At 37.5% G+C, this 18,236-nt stretch carries 22 protein-coding genes and 1 riboswitch; of the genes, 13 read left to right on the forward strand and 9 right to left on the reverse strand.

Annotated elements, in window-relative coordinates; translation table 11 throughout:
- Positions 1–12: 12 nt before the first annotated feature.
- The 6 genes from fliL to MNY27_RS01200 form a co-directional block, all read right to left on the reverse strand.
- Positions 13–570 carry a flagellar basal body-associated protein FliL gene (gene fliL / locus MNY27_RS01175; protein ID WP_152183866.1) on the reverse strand — a complete coding sequence of 186 codons (558 nt, stop codon included), beginning with the start codon at positions 568–570 and terminating at the stop codon, positions 13–15.
- Between the two features lie 61 nt (positions 571–631).
- Positions 632–1,279 (reverse strand): carbonic anhydrase, encoded by a 648-nt coding sequence (locus MNY27_RS01180; protein WP_152183865.1) that lies wholly within the window; start codon positions 1,277–1,279, stop codon positions 632–634.
- 10 nt (positions 1,280–1,289) lie between these two features.
- The gene (locus tag MNY27_RS01185; protein ID WP_152183864.1) at positions 1,290–1,553 is read right to left on the reverse strand and encodes a hypothetical protein; all 264 of its coding nucleotides are present in this window, start codon (positions 1,551–1,553) and stop codon (positions 1,290–1,292) included.
- A gap of 73 nt (positions 1,554–1,626) precedes the next feature.
- Positions 1,627–2,973: a DNA repair protein RadA gene (gene radA, locus MNY27_RS01190; RefSeq protein ID WP_152183863.1), complete on the reverse strand. Its 1,347-nt coding sequence runs from the start codon at positions 2,971–2,973 to the stop codon at positions 1,627–1,629.
- Between the two features lie 401 nt (positions 2,974–3,374).
- Positions 3,375–4,256, reverse strand: coding sequence for a signal recognition particle-docking protein FtsY (ftsY, locus tag MNY27_RS01195; RefSeq protein WP_152183862.1), 882 nt, complete (start codon positions 4,254–4,256; stop codon positions 3,375–3,377).
- Complete coding sequence (locus tag MNY27_RS01200; protein ID WP_152183861.1) at positions 4,256–4,816, reverse strand: TlpA disulfide reductase family protein; 561 nt, start codon at positions 4,814–4,816, stop codon at positions 4,256–4,258. The genes ftsY and MNY27_RS01200 overlap by 1 nt, the downstream gene beginning before the upstream one ends.
- Positions 4,817–4,873: 57 nt before the next feature.
- Between MNY27_RS01200 and MNY27_RS01205 the strand changes: the two genes are divergently transcribed.
- Positions 4,874–5,446: a 5-formyltetrahydrofolate cyclo-ligase gene (locus MNY27_RS01205; RefSeq protein WP_152183860.1), complete on the forward strand. Its 573-nt coding sequence runs from the start codon at positions 4,874–4,876 to the stop codon at positions 5,444–5,446.
- A gap of 3 nt (positions 5,447–5,449) precedes the next feature.
- On the forward strand, positions 5,450–7,018 hold the full coding sequence (rny, locus tag MNY27_RS01210; protein WP_152183859.1) for a ribonuclease Y: 1,569 nt from the start codon (positions 5,450–5,452) through the stop codon (positions 7,016–7,018).
- 23 nt (positions 7,019–7,041) lie between these two features.
- On the opposite strand, the gene MNY27_RS01215 is transcribed toward rny, so the two are convergent.
- The gene (locus tag MNY27_RS01215; protein ID WP_152183858.1) at positions 7,042–7,623 is read right to left on the reverse strand and encodes a DUF3365 domain-containing protein; all 582 of its coding nucleotides are present in this window, start codon (positions 7,621–7,623) and stop codon (positions 7,042–7,044) included.
- A 109-nt stretch (positions 7,624–7,732) separates the two neighbouring features.
- Here MNY27_RS01215 and MNY27_RS01220 point away from each other — a divergent pair, with 109 nt between their 5' ends.
- Together MNY27_RS01220 and MNY27_RS01225 are read left to right on the forward strand one after the other, a co-directional pair.
- Positions 7,733–8,407, forward strand: coding sequence for a F0F1 ATP synthase subunit A (locus MNY27_RS01220; protein WP_152183857.1), 675 nt, complete (start codon positions 7,733–7,735; stop codon positions 8,405–8,407).
- 10 nt (positions 8,408–8,417) lie between these two features.
- Complete coding sequence (locus MNY27_RS01225; RefSeq protein WP_152183856.1) at positions 8,418–8,681, forward strand: hypothetical protein; 264 nt, start codon at positions 8,418–8,420, stop codon at positions 8,679–8,681.
- A 12-nt stretch (positions 8,682–8,693) separates the two neighbouring features.
- On the opposite strand, the gene MNY27_RS01230 is transcribed toward MNY27_RS01225, so the two are convergent.
- Positions 8,694–8,963 (reverse strand): hypothetical protein, encoded by a 270-nt coding sequence (locus MNY27_RS01230; protein ID WP_152183855.1) that lies wholly within the window; start codon positions 8,961–8,963, stop codon positions 8,694–8,696.
- Positions 8,964–9,049: 86 nt separating this feature from the next.
- Positions 9,050–9,129: riboswitch (cyclic di-GMP riboswitch) on the reverse strand.
- Between the two features lie 133 nt (positions 9,130–9,262).
- On the opposite strand from MNY27_RS01230, the gene gatB reads away from it, so the two are divergent.
- From gatB to MNY27_RS01255, 5 genes are read left to right on the forward strand one after another with little or no spacing between them, the layout of a single operon-like run.
- Positions 9,263–10,693 carry an Asp-tRNA(Asn)/Glu-tRNA(Gln) amidotransferase subunit GatB gene (gene gatB, locus MNY27_RS01235; RefSeq protein ID WP_152183854.1) on the forward strand — a complete coding sequence of 477 codons (1,431 nt, stop codon included), beginning with the start codon at positions 9,263–9,265 and terminating at the stop codon, positions 10,691–10,693.
- Positions 10,694–10,698: 5 nt separating this feature from the next.
- Positions 10,699–12,261 (forward strand): ion transporter, encoded by a 1,563-nt coding sequence (locus MNY27_RS01240; protein ID WP_152183853.1) that lies wholly within the window; start codon positions 10,699–10,701, stop codon positions 12,259–12,261.
- On the forward strand, positions 12,254–12,973 hold the full coding sequence (locus MNY27_RS01245; RefSeq protein ID WP_152183852.1) for an NAD-binding protein: 720 nt from the start codon (positions 12,254–12,256) through the stop codon (positions 12,971–12,973). Before MNY27_RS01240 ends, MNY27_RS01245 begins: the two co-directional genes overlap by 8 nt.
- Complete coding sequence (locus MNY27_RS01250; RefSeq protein WP_152183851.1) at positions 12,945–13,832, forward strand: NAD(P)H-dependent glycerol-3-phosphate dehydrogenase; 888 nt, start codon at positions 12,945–12,947, stop codon at positions 13,830–13,832. Before MNY27_RS01245 ends, MNY27_RS01250 begins: the two co-directional genes overlap by 29 nt.
- Positions 13,833–13,841: 9 nt before the next feature.
- Complete coding sequence (locus MNY27_RS01255; protein ID WP_152183850.1) at positions 13,842–15,200, forward strand: DASS family sodium-coupled anion symporter; 1,359 nt, start codon at positions 13,842–13,844, stop codon at positions 15,198–15,200.
- On the opposite strand, the gene MNY27_RS01260 is transcribed toward MNY27_RS01255, so the two are convergent.
- On the reverse strand, positions 15,197–15,412 hold the full coding sequence (locus tag MNY27_RS01260) for a hypothetical protein (RefSeq protein WP_152183849.1): 216 nt from the start codon (positions 15,410–15,412) through the stop codon (positions 15,197–15,199). The two genes, MNY27_RS01255 and MNY27_RS01260, sit on opposite strands and share 4 nt — an antisense overlap.
- 66 nt (positions 15,413–15,478) lie before the next feature.
- Here MNY27_RS01260 and MNY27_RS01265 point away from each other — a divergent pair, with 66 nt between their 5' ends.
- The 4 genes from MNY27_RS01265 to prmC all read left to right on the forward strand — a co-directional run bounded on the left by MNY27_RS01265 (position 15,479) and on the right by prmC (position 18,234).
- Positions 15,479–15,784, forward strand: a complete 306-nt coding sequence (locus MNY27_RS01265) for a Dabb family protein (protein ID WP_152183848.1) — start codon at positions 15,479–15,481, stop codon at positions 15,782–15,784.
- Positions 15,785–15,937: 153 nt separating this feature from the next.
- A complete protein-coding gene (locus MNY27_RS01270) occupies positions 15,938–16,147 on the forward strand; it encodes a hypothetical protein (RefSeq protein ID WP_152183847.1) in 210 nt (69 codons plus the stop codon).
- Positions 16,148–16,159: 12 nt separating this feature from the next.
- Positions 16,160–17,419 carry a M48 family metallopeptidase gene (locus MNY27_RS01275; RefSeq protein WP_152183846.1) on the forward strand — a complete coding sequence of 420 codons (1,260 nt, stop codon included), beginning with the start codon at positions 16,160–16,162 and terminating at the stop codon, positions 17,417–17,419.
- Positions 17,401–18,234 (forward strand): peptide chain release factor N(5)-glutamine methyltransferase, encoded by an 834-nt coding sequence (gene prmC, locus MNY27_RS01280; RefSeq protein WP_152183845.1) that lies wholly within the window; start codon positions 17,401–17,403, stop codon positions 18,232–18,234. The genes MNY27_RS01275 and prmC overlap by 19 nt, the downstream gene beginning before the upstream one ends.
- The last annotated feature ends 2 nt before the right edge of the window (positions 18,235–18,236 follow it).

Below are 18,236 nucleotides of genomic sequence, written 5' to 3' on the forward strand. Positions count from 1 at the left end.
CAAAGCGATTGTTTACTGAATAACAAACTCAGTAAAGTAGATACCTTTTATTCTACCATCTGTAAGCATGGCATTGAGCGTATCCATAATCTGTTCAGAGACTTTCTTCTTTCCTTTTTTTGAAGATATCTCTTCGAGTGTTTTTGAAGATAGTATACGGATAATTCTATCACGGAGAACCGGTGCTTTTGCATCAAGTTCTAAACTCAATTCTTCACCTTCAAGTTCAAGTGACATTGTAGCCTTAAGATATCTTCTTCCAGAATCACTCTTTAGATTTACTGTAAATGTGTCTAATGGATAGAGTATACCTATTTCATCAAGTTTTCTTACCTCGTTAAAACTACTGCTTGAACTTCGTGTCGTAGATTTTGACACTGTTCTCTCTTTTGCCTGTGGTGCAGCAGTCGCATCAACTGCCTCATCATCACCGCTCATTAGTAAAACAGCTACAACAGCTCCGATTATAATGATAAGAATTAACACAACGATGATAATTATCATCAGTAAATTACTTGATTTTTTCTCTTTGGGTGCAGATTCTTCTTCTGTTGTCTCTTCTTCAGCCATATTTCTTCCTTGAATTGTATAGTTTTGTTAGTATATCGAAAATTATGAAAAATAATTTAGGCTAATCTTGTAAAACTAGCTCTTTTAATGGTAAAAACTCATAAGTATCTGCATTATAGTACTCTATTTTACCTGTTTCGATGTCATAGCACCATCCATGAATGTGCAGTGAGCCATCTTCAAAACGTGTTTTTACACTTGGGTAACTTAAAATATTGTCTATCTGATTGATTACCGAGAGCTTTTCTGTTAGACGCAGTAGCGCCTCTTTATCAGCATCAGCTCCAAGACTTAAAATTGCTGATTTTTTTGCATTTTCACCAAGTTCCAGCCATTTTTTTGTATGAATGAGTGATGCATCTTCGATAGGCTCATAAAGGGCTTTGCATGCTCCACAGTGAGTATGCCCGCAGATGATTATCTCTTGAACCTTTAGAACGCTTACTGCATACTCTATTCCTGATGCTGTGGCATGAAAATCTTCATCGGGCTTGTATGGTGGCACAAAATTACCAACATTTCTAAGAACGAAAAGATCTCCCGGATTTGTCTGGAGCATCAGGTCAGGGATAACACGAGAGTCTGAACAGCCGATAAAAAGAGCTTTTGGGGATTGTCCACTCTTTACAAGTTCAAGAAGAGACTCTTTGTTTTTTTTAAAGTATGTTCTAAAGAGTTCGTTTCCTGCTGCATATTTTTGTAGATTCACTTTAGGACCTTTATGAACAACACGTAATATCTAAAGATTTCATGATATCTTCAAAGATATCACCAGCTTCACGACCACAATCATCATGATACTCAATAACTAATACTTCTTTGCCATTAGAGACCTTTGTTGTATACATCTCTTCAGGTTTACGGACATATTTTGCAAGGATAGAGTCAACGTGCTCATTTACACACTCTTTTTCTTCAGCTGTATCATAAGCAATAGACAACCTTGTAAATCTCTCTTCACTTCTAAATTCAGTATCAATCATTTTTTACCTTCAAAAATTTTTATTGCTTCATTATACAACTAATATAGATAAATTCAACTTACTATTGATTAAATTAATACCATTCTAAGAGTTTTGTTACTTCATCGACTATATATGTTTTAATTGTGCTTTTCTCCAGTGGTTTTTTAGCAACTAGTGCCTTTGTGATATTTTGCATTTTAGCCTCTTTGAGTCTTGCATCAAGAGCATAGACCTCACGTACATCACCAACAAGTGAGACTTCTCCGATAAAGACAGTTTCTTTTGAAATTGCACGGTCACGAAAGCTTGAAATGATTGCTGCAAGAATGGCTAGATCTGCCGCTGTTTCAGTGATTTTGATGCCTCCTGTGATGTTGATAAAGACATCATACCCCGAGAGAGGAATCTCTAGTTTTCTCTCTAAAAGGGCTAGGAGCATATTGAGACGATTATTATCAAATCCGGTAGCCTGTCGTTTTGAGTTTGGTGTGTGTGATTCAGAGACAAGGGCTTGGACTTCGAGTATGATAGGGCGGCTTCCCTCCATAATGACAGTAAGAGCTGAGCCACTCTGCTGCGAGTTTCGGTTAAAAAAACGTGATTCAATGTCTGTAGCACTCACAAGTCCCTCTTGTTTCATCTCAAAGACACCTATCTCACTTGTTGCTCCAAAACGGTTCTTAAAGCCTCTAAGAATTCGGAGCTCCTGAGATGAGTCTCCTTCAAAATAAAGAACTGTGTCAACCATATGTTCAAGCACTCTCGGTCCGGCAATCGAACCTTCTTTGGTAATATGTCCGATGATAAAGATGGCTAAATCTTTCTCTTTGGCAATACGCATCAACTCAAAGGTGATTTGGCGTACCTGTGTGACAGAGCCCGGAGCAGAAGTAATGTTCTCTGAGTAGATGGTTTGAATGGAGTCGATGATTAAAAAGTCATATTTTCTATGTTCAAGTTCTACCAAAATCTGCTCAAGACGTATCTCGCTTAAAAGATAGAGTGAGTCATGGTTGGACTTGAGACGATTTGCACGCAGTTTTATCTGAGAAGTGGACTCTTCACCGGTAACATAGAGGACATCTTTACCGCTTAAAGCGATATTTGATCCGACCTTTAGAAGCAGGGTGGACTTTCCAACGCCGGGACTTCCGCCGATAAGTGTCAGACTTCCCGGAACGATACCACCACCCAAAACATTGTCAAGTTCTGCGTCAAGACTGGAGAAGCGAAAAACTTCTTCTTCTATGACTTCATTGATACTTATCGCTTTTGCAGAAGTGGCTGATGTTGATTTGGTCTGTTTGACGACCTCTTGTTGATGTTCATTAAGCTCTATAAAACTGTCCCATGCACCGCAGTTAGTACATTTTCCCATCCATTTAGGAGTAGTGAGCCCGCAGTGTTGACACTCGAAGAGTATTTTTTTCTTTGCCATGATATTTTCTTTTTGTCTATTTTTTTAAATATGTTATAATTTGAGTCAGTTGGGACAGATGAGGAGCGCGAACTCCTCATAAGCTTTTTAATACAACCTTACTTCCAAGAGAAGCAAGATTATAACAATTACGAGGGTAAGTCGCATTGTTACTCCTTTGTGTTAAAGGCTGACCCTGTCCCACCTTTCACCTCACAATACAACTTTTTACCACATAATCGCCAACTGACAGTAACATAGTATAAAATCTTTCATTACTCTTTGTAAAATATTGCATTTTGTCATATTATTTTTCAGTCAATTTTTAAAACTTGAACATATAATAATAGATATTTTTAAGAGGGCTGAGTGATGGCAGATGAGTTCCTAAACAGGAGTTTGGGAATTAGAGAAAAAGTAATTTACTTCTCTTCCTCTACAAAAAGTGCATCCAAAAGTTCGTCAACAAATTCAAACTTATTAAACGGTGTAAGATTTTCCGGTTGTTCTCCTGTTCCCACGTAGAGTATTGGAAGTTCTAAAGCATAGGCGATAGAGAAGATGCTTCCACCTTTTGCTGTGCCGTCGAGTTTTGTGATGATGATACCGTCTATGCCTATCATCTCATTAAAGGCTTTTGCCTGTGTGATAGCAGAGTTTCCTTGAGTACCGTCAATGATGAGTAGTGTTCTGTGCGGTGCGCCTGCGTGCGCTTTATCACAGATACGTTTTATTTTTTTAAGCTCATTTGCAAGGTTTGTCTGCGTATGGAGACGTCCTGCTGTGTCGATGATGACATGTTTAATGCCTTTTGCTTTGGCAGAGTCTATGGCATCATAAGCAACTGCCGAGCTGTCATGTCCCTGTTTTGAAGCAACTATTGGGATGTCAAGCTTATTTGCCCAGAGTGTAAGCTGCTCAATTGCTGCGGCACGGAAGGTGTCTCCCGCACCAAGAAGAACACTTTTACCTTCTTGTTTGTACTTATAAGCGAGTTTTGAGATGGTTGTAGTTTTACCTGCACCGTTAACACCTATGACAAGCTCAACAAAAGGCGGTGTGAACTCCGGCTCTTGATAGTCGGCATAGCGCAGGGTTGCCAAGAGTTTTGAACGTAGTATCTCACGTGTTACCTCTTCTTGGTATATCTCACGCAGGATGATCTCAACAAGCTCGTACTCTACATCAGCCTCAAGCAAAATATCTTCGAGTTCATCTTTTGTAAAGGTGATTTTCTTTTTTGGTGCAACTGTTTTGATAGCCTCAACAGTTTTGCCAAGTGATTTTTTTATAAATCCAAACATTATATTTCCAACGCTCTTTTGATGTCACTCTCGATGAACTCCTCTTCAACAGCCCCCTGATAGTAGTGTACAAGTTTACCATCTTTATAGATAACAAGCAGAGGAATTCCGAAGTTGCTTCCAAGTTGCAGTTTCTCGGCGATCTCATCGACTAAACGTCTATTCTCTGGAGCGTTAACCAATGTATAGTTAGCATCATAATCTCTTTTAAAGCTCTCAAGTTTTGTATTTTGAATGTTGTCTTCGATGGTTACACCAATGATCTTGATCTTATTTTTGTACTTCTTTTGCAGTGAAGTAAGGTGTGATGCCTCAGCCTGACATGGCGGACACCATGTTGCAAAGATGTCTAAGATAAGAATCTTTGCATCTGAGTTGTCAAGTTTGAAGCCTTCATTGACTTTTTTGAGTACATATTGGCTATTGTCTGTTGCTGTAAGAACGATTTCATTTTTAGCCAGTAGAGCATTTGCTTCTGCTGCTTTGTCTTCATCAGACGAACAGGCTTGAAAGAGAAGAGAAAATGCAAGTAAAGATGATAGAAGTGTAATTTTTAACATGAAAATTTAACCTTAATTTGTGTAAAATGTTTGAAATTATATCCATAAAGTTTTAATATGACTCTTACAAAAAGCGAATTTAGAAAAAATTGTCTTAAAAAAATAAAAAATATACCCAGTCACAATAAAATATACAGAGACTACCTTTTAAACAAAAAGTTGCAGAGTATTTTAAAGGATGATAAAAGAGCTGATATTCTTCTCTATTATCCATTGAAAGGTGAAGCAAATATTATAAAAACATTGAAAAAATTAAGAAAAAAACATAATATTTTCATACCGTTTATGGTTGGCAAAAGTTTTAAAATGGTACCATTTAGATTACCGCTTAAGAAAAAAAAGTTTGGTGTTTTTGAAGCGGGAAATACATTAAAAGATATTAAAAAAATTGATATTGCCATAGTGCCTGTTGTTGGGGTGGATGGTAGCATGCAAAGAATTGGTTTTGGAAAAGGAATGTATGACCGTTTCTTTGAAAAATTACAAAAGAGACCTTATACTGTTTTTATACAGCCACAACTTTGCCATACAAAAGAAAAAATTTGTGATGTTTATGATGTCACCGGTGATCTGCTCATTACACCAACAAAGATGATAAAAAACAGGGCTATGCAAAAAAAGAGGAAATAAAAGATGTTAAATGAGATACTACTAGGCGGTGGCATTGCCACTGTCAGTGGAGTAGTAGGCTTTTTCATCTCTAAAAAAATTACGGGTGCTAATTTTGACATTTATGTTGAACAGGCTCAGGCAAAAGCAAAAGCGATCGAGAATGAGGCACAAACGCTACTGGAGCGTGCACATCTGAAGTCTCGTGAGATAGAGCTTGAGGCAAAGAAAGAGTTTGACACTGCAAAAGCCAGAGCAAAAGCGGATCTGCATCAAAGAGAAGATGAGCTGATTCGAAAAGAGCAGAGCTTTTTGCGTTATAAACAAGATGAAGAAAAAAAGATTCAGTTAGAACTCAAAGCTCTAAAAGCCCAAAAAATAAATTTAGAGAGAAATGAAAAGTCCCTTGCTTCACTGAAAAAAAAATATGAACAAAAGATAGACGAAGCACTCCATGCAGTAGAGCATTGTGCAGGAATGACGCAAGATGAAGCAAAAAAGATGCTGCTTGATACGATAGAAGAGAAATCACGTGCGGAGATAGCACATATCGTACGACGTTATGAAAATGAGGCAAAAGAGCAGGCTGAGAGAAAAGCAAACTACATATTAGCTCAGGCAACAAGCCGTTATGCAGGAGAGTTTGCAGCAGAGAGACTGACAAACTTAGTGCACCTTGACAATGATGAGTTAAAAGGTCGTATCATCGGTAAAGAGGGGCGCAATATCAAAGCGCTTGAGACACTTTTAGGTGTTGATATTATCATCGATGATACGCCAAATGCAATTCTTGTGAGTAGTTTTAATCTCTATCGTCGTGCAATAGCGACAAAAACACTGCAACTGCTTATAGAAGATGGAAGAATTCAGCCGGCCCGTATTGAGGAGATATTTAAGAAGGTCTCAGATGAGTTTGAGTCAAAGATTCTCTCAGAGGGTGAAGAGCTAGTTGCAGAGCTAAATATCGGAGTGATGCATCCAGAACTTATGAAGCTCATTGGTCGTCTGCGTTATCGTGCTTCTTATGGACAAAACGCACTGGCACATACACTTGAAGTGGCTCACTTGGCTGGTATTATGGCTGCTGAAATGGGCGGTGATCCGATTTTGGCAAAACGTGCGGGACTTCTGCATGATATTGGTAAGGCACTTACCCATGATGTCGATGGAAATCATGTAGATTTGGGTGCAGAGATATGCCGTCGCTACAATGAAGATGAAGTCGTCATTAATGCAATCTATGCGCACCATGGACAGCAAGAGATTCACTCAGTTGAGTGTGGTGCAGTGTGTGCAGCAGATGCTCTCTCTGCGGCACGTCCGGGAGCACGCCGTGAGGTGCTAGAGAGCTTCTTAAAACGTGTTACAGAAATTGAAGATATCGCTTCTGCACATGTCGGTGTTCGTCAGGCCTATGCCATCAATGCAGGACGTGAGGTACGCGTCTTTGTCAATGCAACACTTGTCAATGATGATGAGTCGGTTTTAATGGCTAAAGAGATAGCAAAAGAGATAGAACAAAAAGTTCAATACCCGGGTGAAATTAAAGTAAATGTAATTCGGGAGAGCAGAGCAGTAGAGTTTGCAAAATAAACGAGGAGTTCTCCTCGTTTGGCTTATTTTTTAATAGTGACTACAACAGCCCCACGCAGGTCACCCATTTTATAGTGTGTTGCTTTGTCCATTGGGTAACGCTCTTCAATCGCACGTTTTAATGCAACATTTTGAATATCACCATGACATTTCAGACATACTTTTTTATTGATAACCAAAGGTTTGTAGTATTTGTATGTATCTGCACTTACTTTTTGGACTACCTGTTTAGGCAGAATGACATTGGCATTTTTTAATTTTGCAAGTGCTTCTAAAACAGCTGCTTCATCTGCTTCAGGTTTGTTTGCAGGATTTCTGTACTTCATACTGATACGTTTTACTGTAACACCTTTTGGAAGCTCTTTGTTTACTTTCTCTGTCAGGTTGTAAGCTTCTTGTGAACAAAAATCCAAAGCTTTCATTGGACCGCCGGCTTTCATATTTTTTTTCATATTGGACCCAAGTGTCTTTAACAGAAGCTTTGAACTTTGCTTTCCTGTGTTTACTACACTCTGTAGCGCTTCATCTTTTTTCTTACCTTGCCCTTGGGCAATAAGCAGTGATGCCGTTAAACTCACTAGTGCAATAGATTTTATTAGTTTCATACTCTTTCTCCAATTTCTGATTTTTATTACTAATTATAGCAAGACTTATAATATTTTAATGCAACTTTGAATATAATTCCGTAATTTTTAAAGACAAGGGAGCAAGCCTATGGGTGAAATGTTTACTTTTTTCGGACTGATTTCAGAAAATCATGATTTTCTTTTTCTGACACATATGGTTCTAGCAGCATTAATTGCAATCGTATTAGCAAGAGTTGCTATGTCAAACTTACAACTTGTACCAAAAGGTACACAAAACCTTATGGAAGCATACATTGGTGGTGTTTTACAAATGGGTACAGATGTAATGGGTAAACTACATGCTCGTAAATACCTTGCATTAGTTGCAACAATCGGGCTTTTTGTTGGTTTTGCAAACTTAATCGGTATCGTTCCAGGTTTTGAAGCACCGTCTTCAAACTTAAATATGACACTTACTTTAGCACTTTCTGTATTTGTTTATTATAACTTTGTTGGTATCAAAACACACGGTATTATCAACTATTTAAAACACTTTACAGGGCCTGTATGGTGGTTAGCATGGTTAATGTTCCCTGTTGAAATCGTTTCACACTTTTCACGTATTATCTCTCTTAGCTTCCGTCTTTTTGGTAATATCAAAGGTGATGATATGTTCTTGGCAGTAATCTTAATGCTTGTTCCATGGGTGATGCCGTTAATCCCATTTGCTCTTTTAACATTTGGTGCATTCTTACAGGCATTTATCTTTATGATGCTTACTTATGTTTATCTTGCTGGTGCAATCATCGTAGAAGAGCACTAAACCTCCCTTTATGCAAAAAGATATATATGAGAGAATCATAAGCTTTTTGCTTGGAGCATCATGGGCGATAGTGCTCTTTGGTGCTCTTATCACTTTCAAATTTTTTATCATGCTAGGCACTGTTTTGGCAATTTTTGTAACACTACTTTATATTATCCTAGCACTCTTTTTGATTCTTACACTCGATGCTTTTATGGTCAATAAAGAACGACTTAAAGAGGCAAAAAAGCAGACAGAGCTTTTAGAAAAAATCTACGCAAAACATACAAAATAGCCTTAGCTCAATTTAAAATCTAAAATTGAGACTCATTTGCACATTTGTGTACTTATCATTAAGTGTATACTCTTGAACCGGCTTTTCAAAGCTAAAGAGTGTACTTACATATGAGAGTATAAATTGGAATCCGCTACTGTTTTTTGGTGTAATAGCCAGAGAAATGGCAGGAATAGATCTGTTGTATGCATCAACATTATAAATATCAAATTTATAATTATCTGCCGAAAATAACGATGTAGATAAAAACAGAAGCAAAATTGCTGAGATTAGAGTTTTCATAATTTTCTCCATAACAATCAAATAAGCAAATATTTGATTACAGTGAAATTATGATAGATATAGAAAAAATGTAGAATATAAATACATTTGGCAGTCTGGCGATCTTTTGGATAAAAGACCCATAACTTTCCGTGCTTACTTCACAGTAAGGTTGGCTTTTTCTTATATTTATCAATGTGATAATTATATCACAAAAGGAAGTTTTTTCCAAGCTTAAAGCTTCTTGCCGAAAATAACGTATTTTAAAGCATTTATTGGATAAAATAGATAAATTTAATTTATTTCATCTAAGGAAAACTATGTTTGAAGTCGTAATAGGGCTTGAGGTCCATGTTCAACTCAATACAAAAACAAAACTTTTTTGCTCGTGTCCTACGAGTTTTAATCATAAACAAAATACAAATACCTGTCCTACATGCTTAGCACTACCAGGTGCACTTCCGGTACTTAATAAAGAAGTTGTACATAAATCTATTATGCTTGGAACGGCTTTGGATGCTACGATCAACAGAGTTTCATACTTTGACAGAAAGTCGTACTTCTATCCGGATTCTCCATCTGCATATCAGATAACACAGCTCTATACACCAATAGTAGAGCATGGAAAACTTCAAATTGATTTCGAAGATGGCTCAAACAAGACTATTCGTGTAAATCGTGCACATATTGAAGCCGATGCTGGTAAAAACATTCATGACGGTGATATCTCAAAGGTTGACTTAAATCGTGCAGGAACACCACTTTTAGAGATCGTAAGTGAGCCAGATTTGAGAAGTGCAGAAGAAGCAATTCTTTATCTGAAAAAGCTACACTCTATCATCCGTTATATTGACATTGGTGATGCAAATATGCAAGAAGGAAGTTTCCGTGTTGATGTAAACGTCTCAATTCGTCCAAAAGGTGATGAGAAGCTCTATACTCGCGTTGAGATTAAAAACATCAACTCCTTTAAGTTCATCCAAAAAGCGATAGAAGTAGAAGTGTCTCGTCAAGTTGAAGCATGGGAAGATGGTACCTATGATGAAGAGATAGTCCAAGAGACGCGTCTTTTTGATCAGGTAAAACAAGAGACTCGTTCTATGCGTGGAAAAGAGGAAGCTGCTGATTATAGATACTTCCCAGAACCTGACCTTCTTAAATGTGAAGTTACTGATGAAATGATGGAAAAATATACAAAAATCCCAGAGCTTCCAGATGCGAAAAAAGAGCGTTTTGTATCTGAGTACGGTATGAATCAGTACAACGCTTCTGTTATCACATCTTCTGTAGAGATGGCAAACTTTTTTGAGACAATGATGGCTGAAGATGGTGTAAGTGCAAAAACTGCTACTACATGGCTTACAGTTGAGCTGCAAGCTCGTCTCAAGGGTGATGTTAATATAATGAACTCTCCGGTAGATGCGAAAAAACTTGGCTTTTTGGTAAAACGTATCGATGATAAGACAATATCTGGAAAAGCTGCCAAAGAGGTTCTTGATCATCTAATGGAAAATGAAGCAGTTAGTGTTGATGATGCTATTGATACACTGGGATTGAAACAAGTTACAGATACTGGTGCTATTGAAGCGATGTGTGATGAGATAATAAACGCAAATCAAGACAAAGTAGAGCAGTATAAAGCTGGAAAAGAGAAACTCTTTGGATTCTTTGTTGGGCAGGTTATGAAAGCTTCAAAAGGAAGTGCAAATCCGCAAGCTGTAAACGAGATACTCAAAGCTAAGCTAGGTTAAGAACAATGCTAAAACGCTGGATACTTGATTTTGCCTACTATTTAGATACATCAAAATCGTATCAGAAGCGTAAGCGTTTTTTTTATAATATTTTAGAAGATGATAAAAACAGGTATAAAAAATATATAGATATTTTTATGATTACACTTATCTTTATCAGTGTAGGTGTCCTTATACGTGAGGTAAAGTTCCATGTGAATGACTACCTTATGTTCTTTAGCAACTATATCATCTCTTTTATATTTTTTGTTGAATATATGTTACGGCTTTGGGTGAGTAGCAGTGTCAGTAAGATTATTGTAGCCCGTGCCGAACATGATACTTTTTTACATCGAGAGATCAATCTTGCAAAGGCTTTCAAACAGATCTTAAAAGTAAAACTGAACTATATGGCATCGCCAAAAGCAATTATCGACTTGTTTGCGATACTACCTTTCTTCCATGAGTTGCGACTCCTTCGAATTTTCATCCTCTTTCGTGTTTTTAAACTCTTTCGATATGCAAAAAGTTTTCAGACACTCTCTTCTGTTCTTGCTACGAAAAAGTTTGAGTTTTTAACACTTGGAATTTTTGCTTCGGTTGTAATTTTTGTCTCTTCGGTACTTATCTATGTGATGGAGGGAAATAACCCTGAATCTCCTATAAATACCCTTTTTCAAGCTCTTTACTGGTCGATCGTTACCATCTCAACTGTTGGATATGGAGATATTGTCCCTATTACGACAGAAGGCAGATTTGTTGCCACTTTGGTCATTATGGCAGGTATAGCGGTTTTGGCATTTACAACATCACTCTTTGTCTCTGCATTTACAGAAAAACTTGATGAGATTCGAGAGATAAAGACCATTGAAGATGTCTCAAAGCTCAAGAAATTCTATCTTATCTGTGGATATGAACAGGTCTCACGTGAGGTTGCAAGAAAACTCTCTGCAAGAGGTAGTTCAATCATCATTATGGATGATGATCAAAGTCGTGTTGCAATGGCAAAAAAAGATGGCTATACGGCACTCCATTACAATCCAGGAAGAGTGGACAGCTATGAAAAGCTCAATATCAATATGGACAAACAGATCAAAGCAGTTTTGTGTCTGCGTGAGGATGATATCGAAAATGTATATGCCGCACTTACAATCCGCTCTATTAACAAAGATGTCTTTATTCTCTCTTTACTTATGAGCGATGCAAATCGTAAGAAACTTGACTTTGCAGGGATAGATAAAATCGTCTATCCTCAGGAGCTTGTAGGACTTATTACAAAAGAGCTTGTCGGTAAACCTGTCGCCTTTGAGGTGATTCATGAACTGCGTAGTGAAAATGCCGATGTGAAGATTGACGAGCTTGGTATTACGCAGCGTATTGTCGATAATTTTCCAACAGTCGGTGACCTTGGAAACAAAGAGTTTCGGGTTGTTCTTTTAGGAATCTATAAATATGATCATGACCGATTCTTTTTCAATCCTATTGATGATACACTGCTTGAAGTAGGGGATTATCTTTTGGTTGTCGGGTATGAGATTTTTATTTTAGAATTTGAAAAATATCTGCATACAAAGGTTAGAAATGGCTAAGACAACAGCACTGATTTTTGGATATAACAAGTATGCGCATGAGATTATGGCAAATGTTGTCGATAAGTATAAACATGTGAAGATATACTCTTTACATGAAGAGGATGTAGAAAAAAGTGATGGTCGTGTTGAGATTTTTGATCTGAGTGATGAGTGGCTTGAGATTCGTAAGGATGTAGATATAGAGAACTCTATGGCGTTTTGTCTGCTTGAAGAGAATGCCCAAAATATCTTTTTAACCATCTCCTTACGTGCAAATTTTGAAAATCTGACAATTATCGCAGTAGCTTCAAATAATGAGAGTGCCAATAAGCTCAAAATGGCAGGTGCCAACAAGGTGATTCCTATTGTAGAAACAACATCGGATATCATTACAAATATGCTTGAAAAGCCAATATCGAGTAAAATTTTACATAGTATCTTGTATGAAGAGAGTGAGTTGAAAATAGCACAGATCAAGATCGATAAAGAGAGCCATTTCAAAGATGAACAATTAACAAGTATCGATTGGACACGTTATAATGGTATCATAGTACTATCGGTTATGCATAAAGATATGAAAAGTGAGTTTATCTACTCTTCAAAGGCCAAACATCATATTATCCAAGAGGGAGATATATTGGTTGTTGTGGGATATGAAGCCGATATCGCTGAATTTGAAAAGAAAATAGGGAGTAAACGATATGTCAATTGGAGTCATTGGAGCTGGTAAATGGGGAAGTGCACTTGCATTTGCACTCTCACAGAAGAATGATGTTCTTATTAATTCTCGAACACCAAGAGATATAAAGAACTTTGTCTCATTAGAAGAGATTCTCAAGTGTGACTATCTTATCATCACAGTACCTGCACAGCAAGTTGCATCTTGGTTGGAGGAAAACTTTGTTTTTAGCAATCAAAAAATCCTTGTTGCATCCAAAGGAATAGAAGCAAAAACTGGCAGATTTTTAAATGAGATCTACAGCCAATATGTTCCAGATGAAAATATCGCTTTTCTCTCAGGACCATCATTTGCAGCAGAAGTGATACAATCACTCCCTACGGCTTTAGTTGTAAGTTCTGTCAATGAGAAGCTTGCAGAAGAGTTTGCAAAGCTTTTTCCTTTATTTATCAAAACATATACATCCAATGATGTTGTTGGTGCAGAGATCTCAGGGGCTTATAAAAATGTCATTGCCATTGCTGCTGGAATTTGTTCAGGGCTTGAGCTTGGAAACAACGCTGCGGCTGCACTTATCTCACGGGGGCTTGTAGAGATGGAGCGTTTTGGTGCTGTCTATGGAGCAAAAAAAGATACTTTTTTAGGACTCAGTGGTGCAGGAGACCTTTTTCTCACAGCATCATCAACAATGAGTAGAAACTTTCGGGTAGGACTGGGACTTGCCCGTGGACTCTCTCAGGAAGATATTCTGCGTGAGCTTGGTGAAGTGGCTGAGGGTATCGGTACTGCATACGCACTTCGAGAAATTGCGCAAAAAAACAGTCTCTACCTGCCTATTGCCACAGAGGTGTATGCAACACTTGAAGGAAAGTCTCCACAGGAATCTCTACGAGATCTACTGACGAACTAAGGGAAAATGATGACCGAGTATAAATCAGAGTTTTTTAAAATTTTAACAGCGCTTTTTATAGGTGTTGTCATCTATTTTCTCGGTTTGACAATTTTCAATGAAACACAGAGCAGACTCTTAGGTGTTATAGCATTTTTGGTTACTTTGTGGACAAATGAAGCCCTGCATCTGGGTGTGATATCACTGCTTCCTATCATTTTATTTCCGGCGTTGGGAATTATTACGACAAAAATGACGACGGTAAATTATGCACATCCTATAATTTATCTGTTTTTAGGTGGATTTTTACTTGCTATTGCAGTAGAGAAGACGAAACTGCATATTTTTATAGCTGATAAAATTTTAGGATTTTTCCCTGAAACACCAAGGGGTATGATATTCTCTTTAGCACTTACGTCTGCGTTGCTAAGCTCAATTCTTTCAAATACAACAACAACATTGCTGCTTATTACAATAGCGATATTTATTACTGAAAATGCAAGACTGAAGATGCGTTTTGCATTGGCTATTGCCTATGGTGCAAGTGTTGGAGGTATACTCACACCTATTGGAACGCCGCCAAACCTTATACTCTTGGGTATCATGCAAGAACACAATATGGCGCTTATTCCATTTTTTCAATGGATGTGGATGGTTGCTCCCCTGGTCTTTATGATGCTTGTGAGTGTGAGTCTGCTTTTAAGTATCGGTGTTGGTGATATTGAAATAAATAGAGAGGTAAAGCCTAAAATTCTTGATGCAAATCAGAAAAAAGTACTTCTTTTACTCGGTTCGCTGATAGTTCTTTTACTTGTTAATGCACCGATGAAACCATTTTGGCATGGATTAGGCTTGAGTGAGAGTGGGATACTGCTTGGGTTTGGACTACTGTTGTTCTTACCTCCGTTTAAGATTCTAGAGTGGAGCAATGACAGTAAAAAAGTCCCTTATGCGATTATGTTTTTATTTGGTGCGGGTTTCTCCATTGCAAAGGCATTTTCACAAACAGGACTTGCAGATGAGTTGGCATCCTATCTGTTAGATATGACGACACTCACTCCGATACTGCTTCTTTTAACTATAGCGCTACTGATAACCTTTACCACAGAGATAACTTCCAATACGGCACTGATTTCCATTATGCTACCGGTTATCTACTCTGTTGCAGAGCAATCAGGCATCAATACAACACTCTTTATGATGGTCGCGGCTATCTGTGCGTCATATGCCTTTATGTTGCCAATCGCAACCCCGCCAAATGCGATTGCGATGAGTAGTGGGGTTGTAAATGTACGGGATATGATAAAGTATGGGATAGTTCTTAATATTTTAGGTGTATTCTTTATTGTAATGATTGCAAAATTTTTCTGGAGCGGTATACTCTCTTAAGAGGATGTATCGTCTTGATGCTCTTGTTTCTCTTTGGTTCGTTTATAAAAGGTATAAAAATCTTTGAGTATTAAAAAGAGAGAGTAGAGCCAAAGAACATCAAGAATATAATTCTCTTTATATCCGTTTAGACGCAGGTAGATATAACCTAAAAAGATAGGCCATTTTAGAAAATAAAAAAATAAAATGCCAACACCGTATAATTCTTTCATGCCTCTATATTATCCAAGTATAATGAAAAACTTGGTAAAATTTTGAAATTTTTTTAAGGTTGTGTGATGGTAGTACATATTGTAATGTTTCAGTTCAAAGAGGAAAACAAAGCAAGAAATATTGCGAAAGTTCAAGATAAACTTGAGCAGTTAGAAGAGAAGATAGATGTTTTAAAAACGATGGAGGTCGGTATCAACTTTAATGAGTCCGAGAGAGCAATGGACCTTTCTCTCTATTCGACTTTTGAGACTAAAGAAGACCTGCAGGCCTATGCCGTGCATCCAGAACACCTCAAAGTAGTAGAACTTATCAAAGAGGTGACCTTAGAGTCGAAAGTGGTAGATTATTATCTTGATTATCCAGTAGAGTAGGTATTTACCTACTTCTACACTTGCACTTTTAGAAAATGACGATAAAATAAAATAAAAAATAGACTTAAATCGTCAGATTACTTTTGATTCATTCTCTTTTCTTACAGGCTGTTGTGCTATTATCGTATAAAATTTTATAATTAAAGGATTATTATGGAACCAACATTAGAAAGTATTAGTGATTATGATACACTAAAAGGTGAAAAAAAGAAGATTGTATGGACAGTCATTATAGTTGGTCTTTTAATTGGTGTAGGCTACACGATTGCAGCAAAAGTTTATAATGCAAAAGATGAAACGATCCCGGTAAAAGAGAAGTTTGAAACAGCACCGTTTGGTGCACATACAATGCCGGTCAAATAAAAAGGTAGATAGATGTTAATGACAATTGTAGGTATATATACTCTTTATGTCGCTATTTCGATATATACGAGTGTGATGCAAATCGGTTATATCAATATAGCAAAAAGAAAAACTCCGGTTCTCTTAGGAGCAAGTGAATTTTTAAAAGCAGGTAATTATGCTGTTGCAAAAGAGAAACTTGCAATTGTCAATACTTTTATAGATTATCTTGTCTTTATTGCATGGATGGGTGTTGGTATCAAAGCCTTAGAGCATCAGTTTTTTATGTTGGAAAATGAAGCGATGAAGAATATCGTAATTGTGATGGGTTTTGTTGTTATCAACTACATTATATCACTGCCGTTTTCTTACTATGAAAAGTTTGTTATTGATACAGAGTACGACTTTAACAAATCGACACTCGGACAATGGATAAAAGATACCGTGATATCTTTTGTCACAATGATTCTCTTTGGCTCTTTGGTTGTATGGGGTATCTATGCGATTATGACAAATGTTGAACTTTGGTGGCTCTGGAGCTTTCTTTTTATATTTGCAGTAGTTATCGCTATAAATATGCTCTATCCGACATTTCGTGCAATGTTCTTTGATAAGGTCAAACCGCTTGAAGATGAAGAGCTTGACAGTGAGATAAAGCGTCTAATGGATGCAACAGGTTTTGTAAGCTCGGGTGTGTTTGTCAGTGATGCAAGTAAGCGTGATGCACGTCTGAATGCTTATTTTGGCGGATTTGGTAAAACAAAAAGAGTAGTTCTTTTTGATACACTTTTAGAGAAGCTCTCAACAAAAGAGCTTTTAGCAGTACTTGGACATGAACTTGGACACTTTGCTCACGGAGATATTTATAAAAATATAGCTCTAGTTGGTGGAATGCTCTTTGCAATGTTTGCAATTTTTGGAAATCTACCTGACTCACTTTATATGGAGATGGGACTCTCAAGAGAGCCGTATGTTGTTATGATACTTTTAATACTTTTTATGCCGGTTCTTGGCTTTATCATGATGCCGATTATGGGAGTGGTCAGCAGACATAATGAGTATGAAGCAGATAGAATGGGCAGTGAGCTTGGTGGAGCTTCTGGAGCGATTGAGCTTGCAAATGCTTTGCAGAAACTCGTTACAGAAAACAGAAGTTTTCCACTCTCACATCCGCTCTATATCTTTTTTCACTATACGCATCCTCCGGTAATTGAGCGTCTTAAAGAGCTTGGTGTGGATATTGGATATATAGATGAGAGTGGACTTGCGGGTAAATGCGACGCAAATATATAGTTGAAGCGTTATTGCGTGAGATAACGCAGACGCTTCAAGTCTCTCGGATTCCAAGAGCCGCACGTGAGGCACAACTGCTCTTGATGGCTTATTTTGATAAAGATGAGCTATGGCTGCTTACAAATCAAAAGAGTGAGATAGAGCTTGATGATACTTTTTTTGACTGGATTACACGCAGAAGCAGGAATGAGCCTTTTGAGTATATCGTCAATCGTGTCAGTTTTTATTCGCAGCAGTTTTATATAGACGAGGGTGCTCTTATTCCACGTCCTGAAACTGAGCTTTTAATCGATGAGGTTTTAAAAAATATCGAGGACAAAGAGGCAGCAATCAGACTTGTTGAGGTAGGGGTTGGTAGTGGCATCATCTCTATAATGCTTGCGCAACATCTTCCAAATGCAAAGATAATCGCCGTTGATATCTCTCCAAAAGCACTTGCAGTTGCTCAGAAAAATATTGAAAACTTTGGTCTGCAAAATCAAATAGAGTTGCGTGAGGGCTCACTTCTAGAATCAGTGGATGAACAAATTGATTATCTGGTATCAAATCCTCCTTACATTGCAGAGGATGAAGAGCTTGAATCAAACCTCTCTTACGAGCCTCAAAATGCCCTTTTTGGTGGTCAAATCGGTGACGAAATCATTCAAAAGCTTCTTGATGAAGTCTTAAGGCAAAAGATTAAGTTTTTTAGCTGTGAGATGGGTTATGACCAACAAGATAGAATACGTTCTTATTTACAGAACACAAAAATTAAAAGCCTCGAATTTTATCAGGACTACTCTTCATTTGACAGAGGCTTTACACTAAAGGTATAGCA

The organism is Sulfurimonas sp. NWX79 (assembly GCF_039667035.1).
Classification (GTDB): Bacteria; Campylobacterota; Campylobacteria; order Campylobacterales; family Sulfurimonadaceae; genus Sulfurimonas; species Sulfurimonas indica.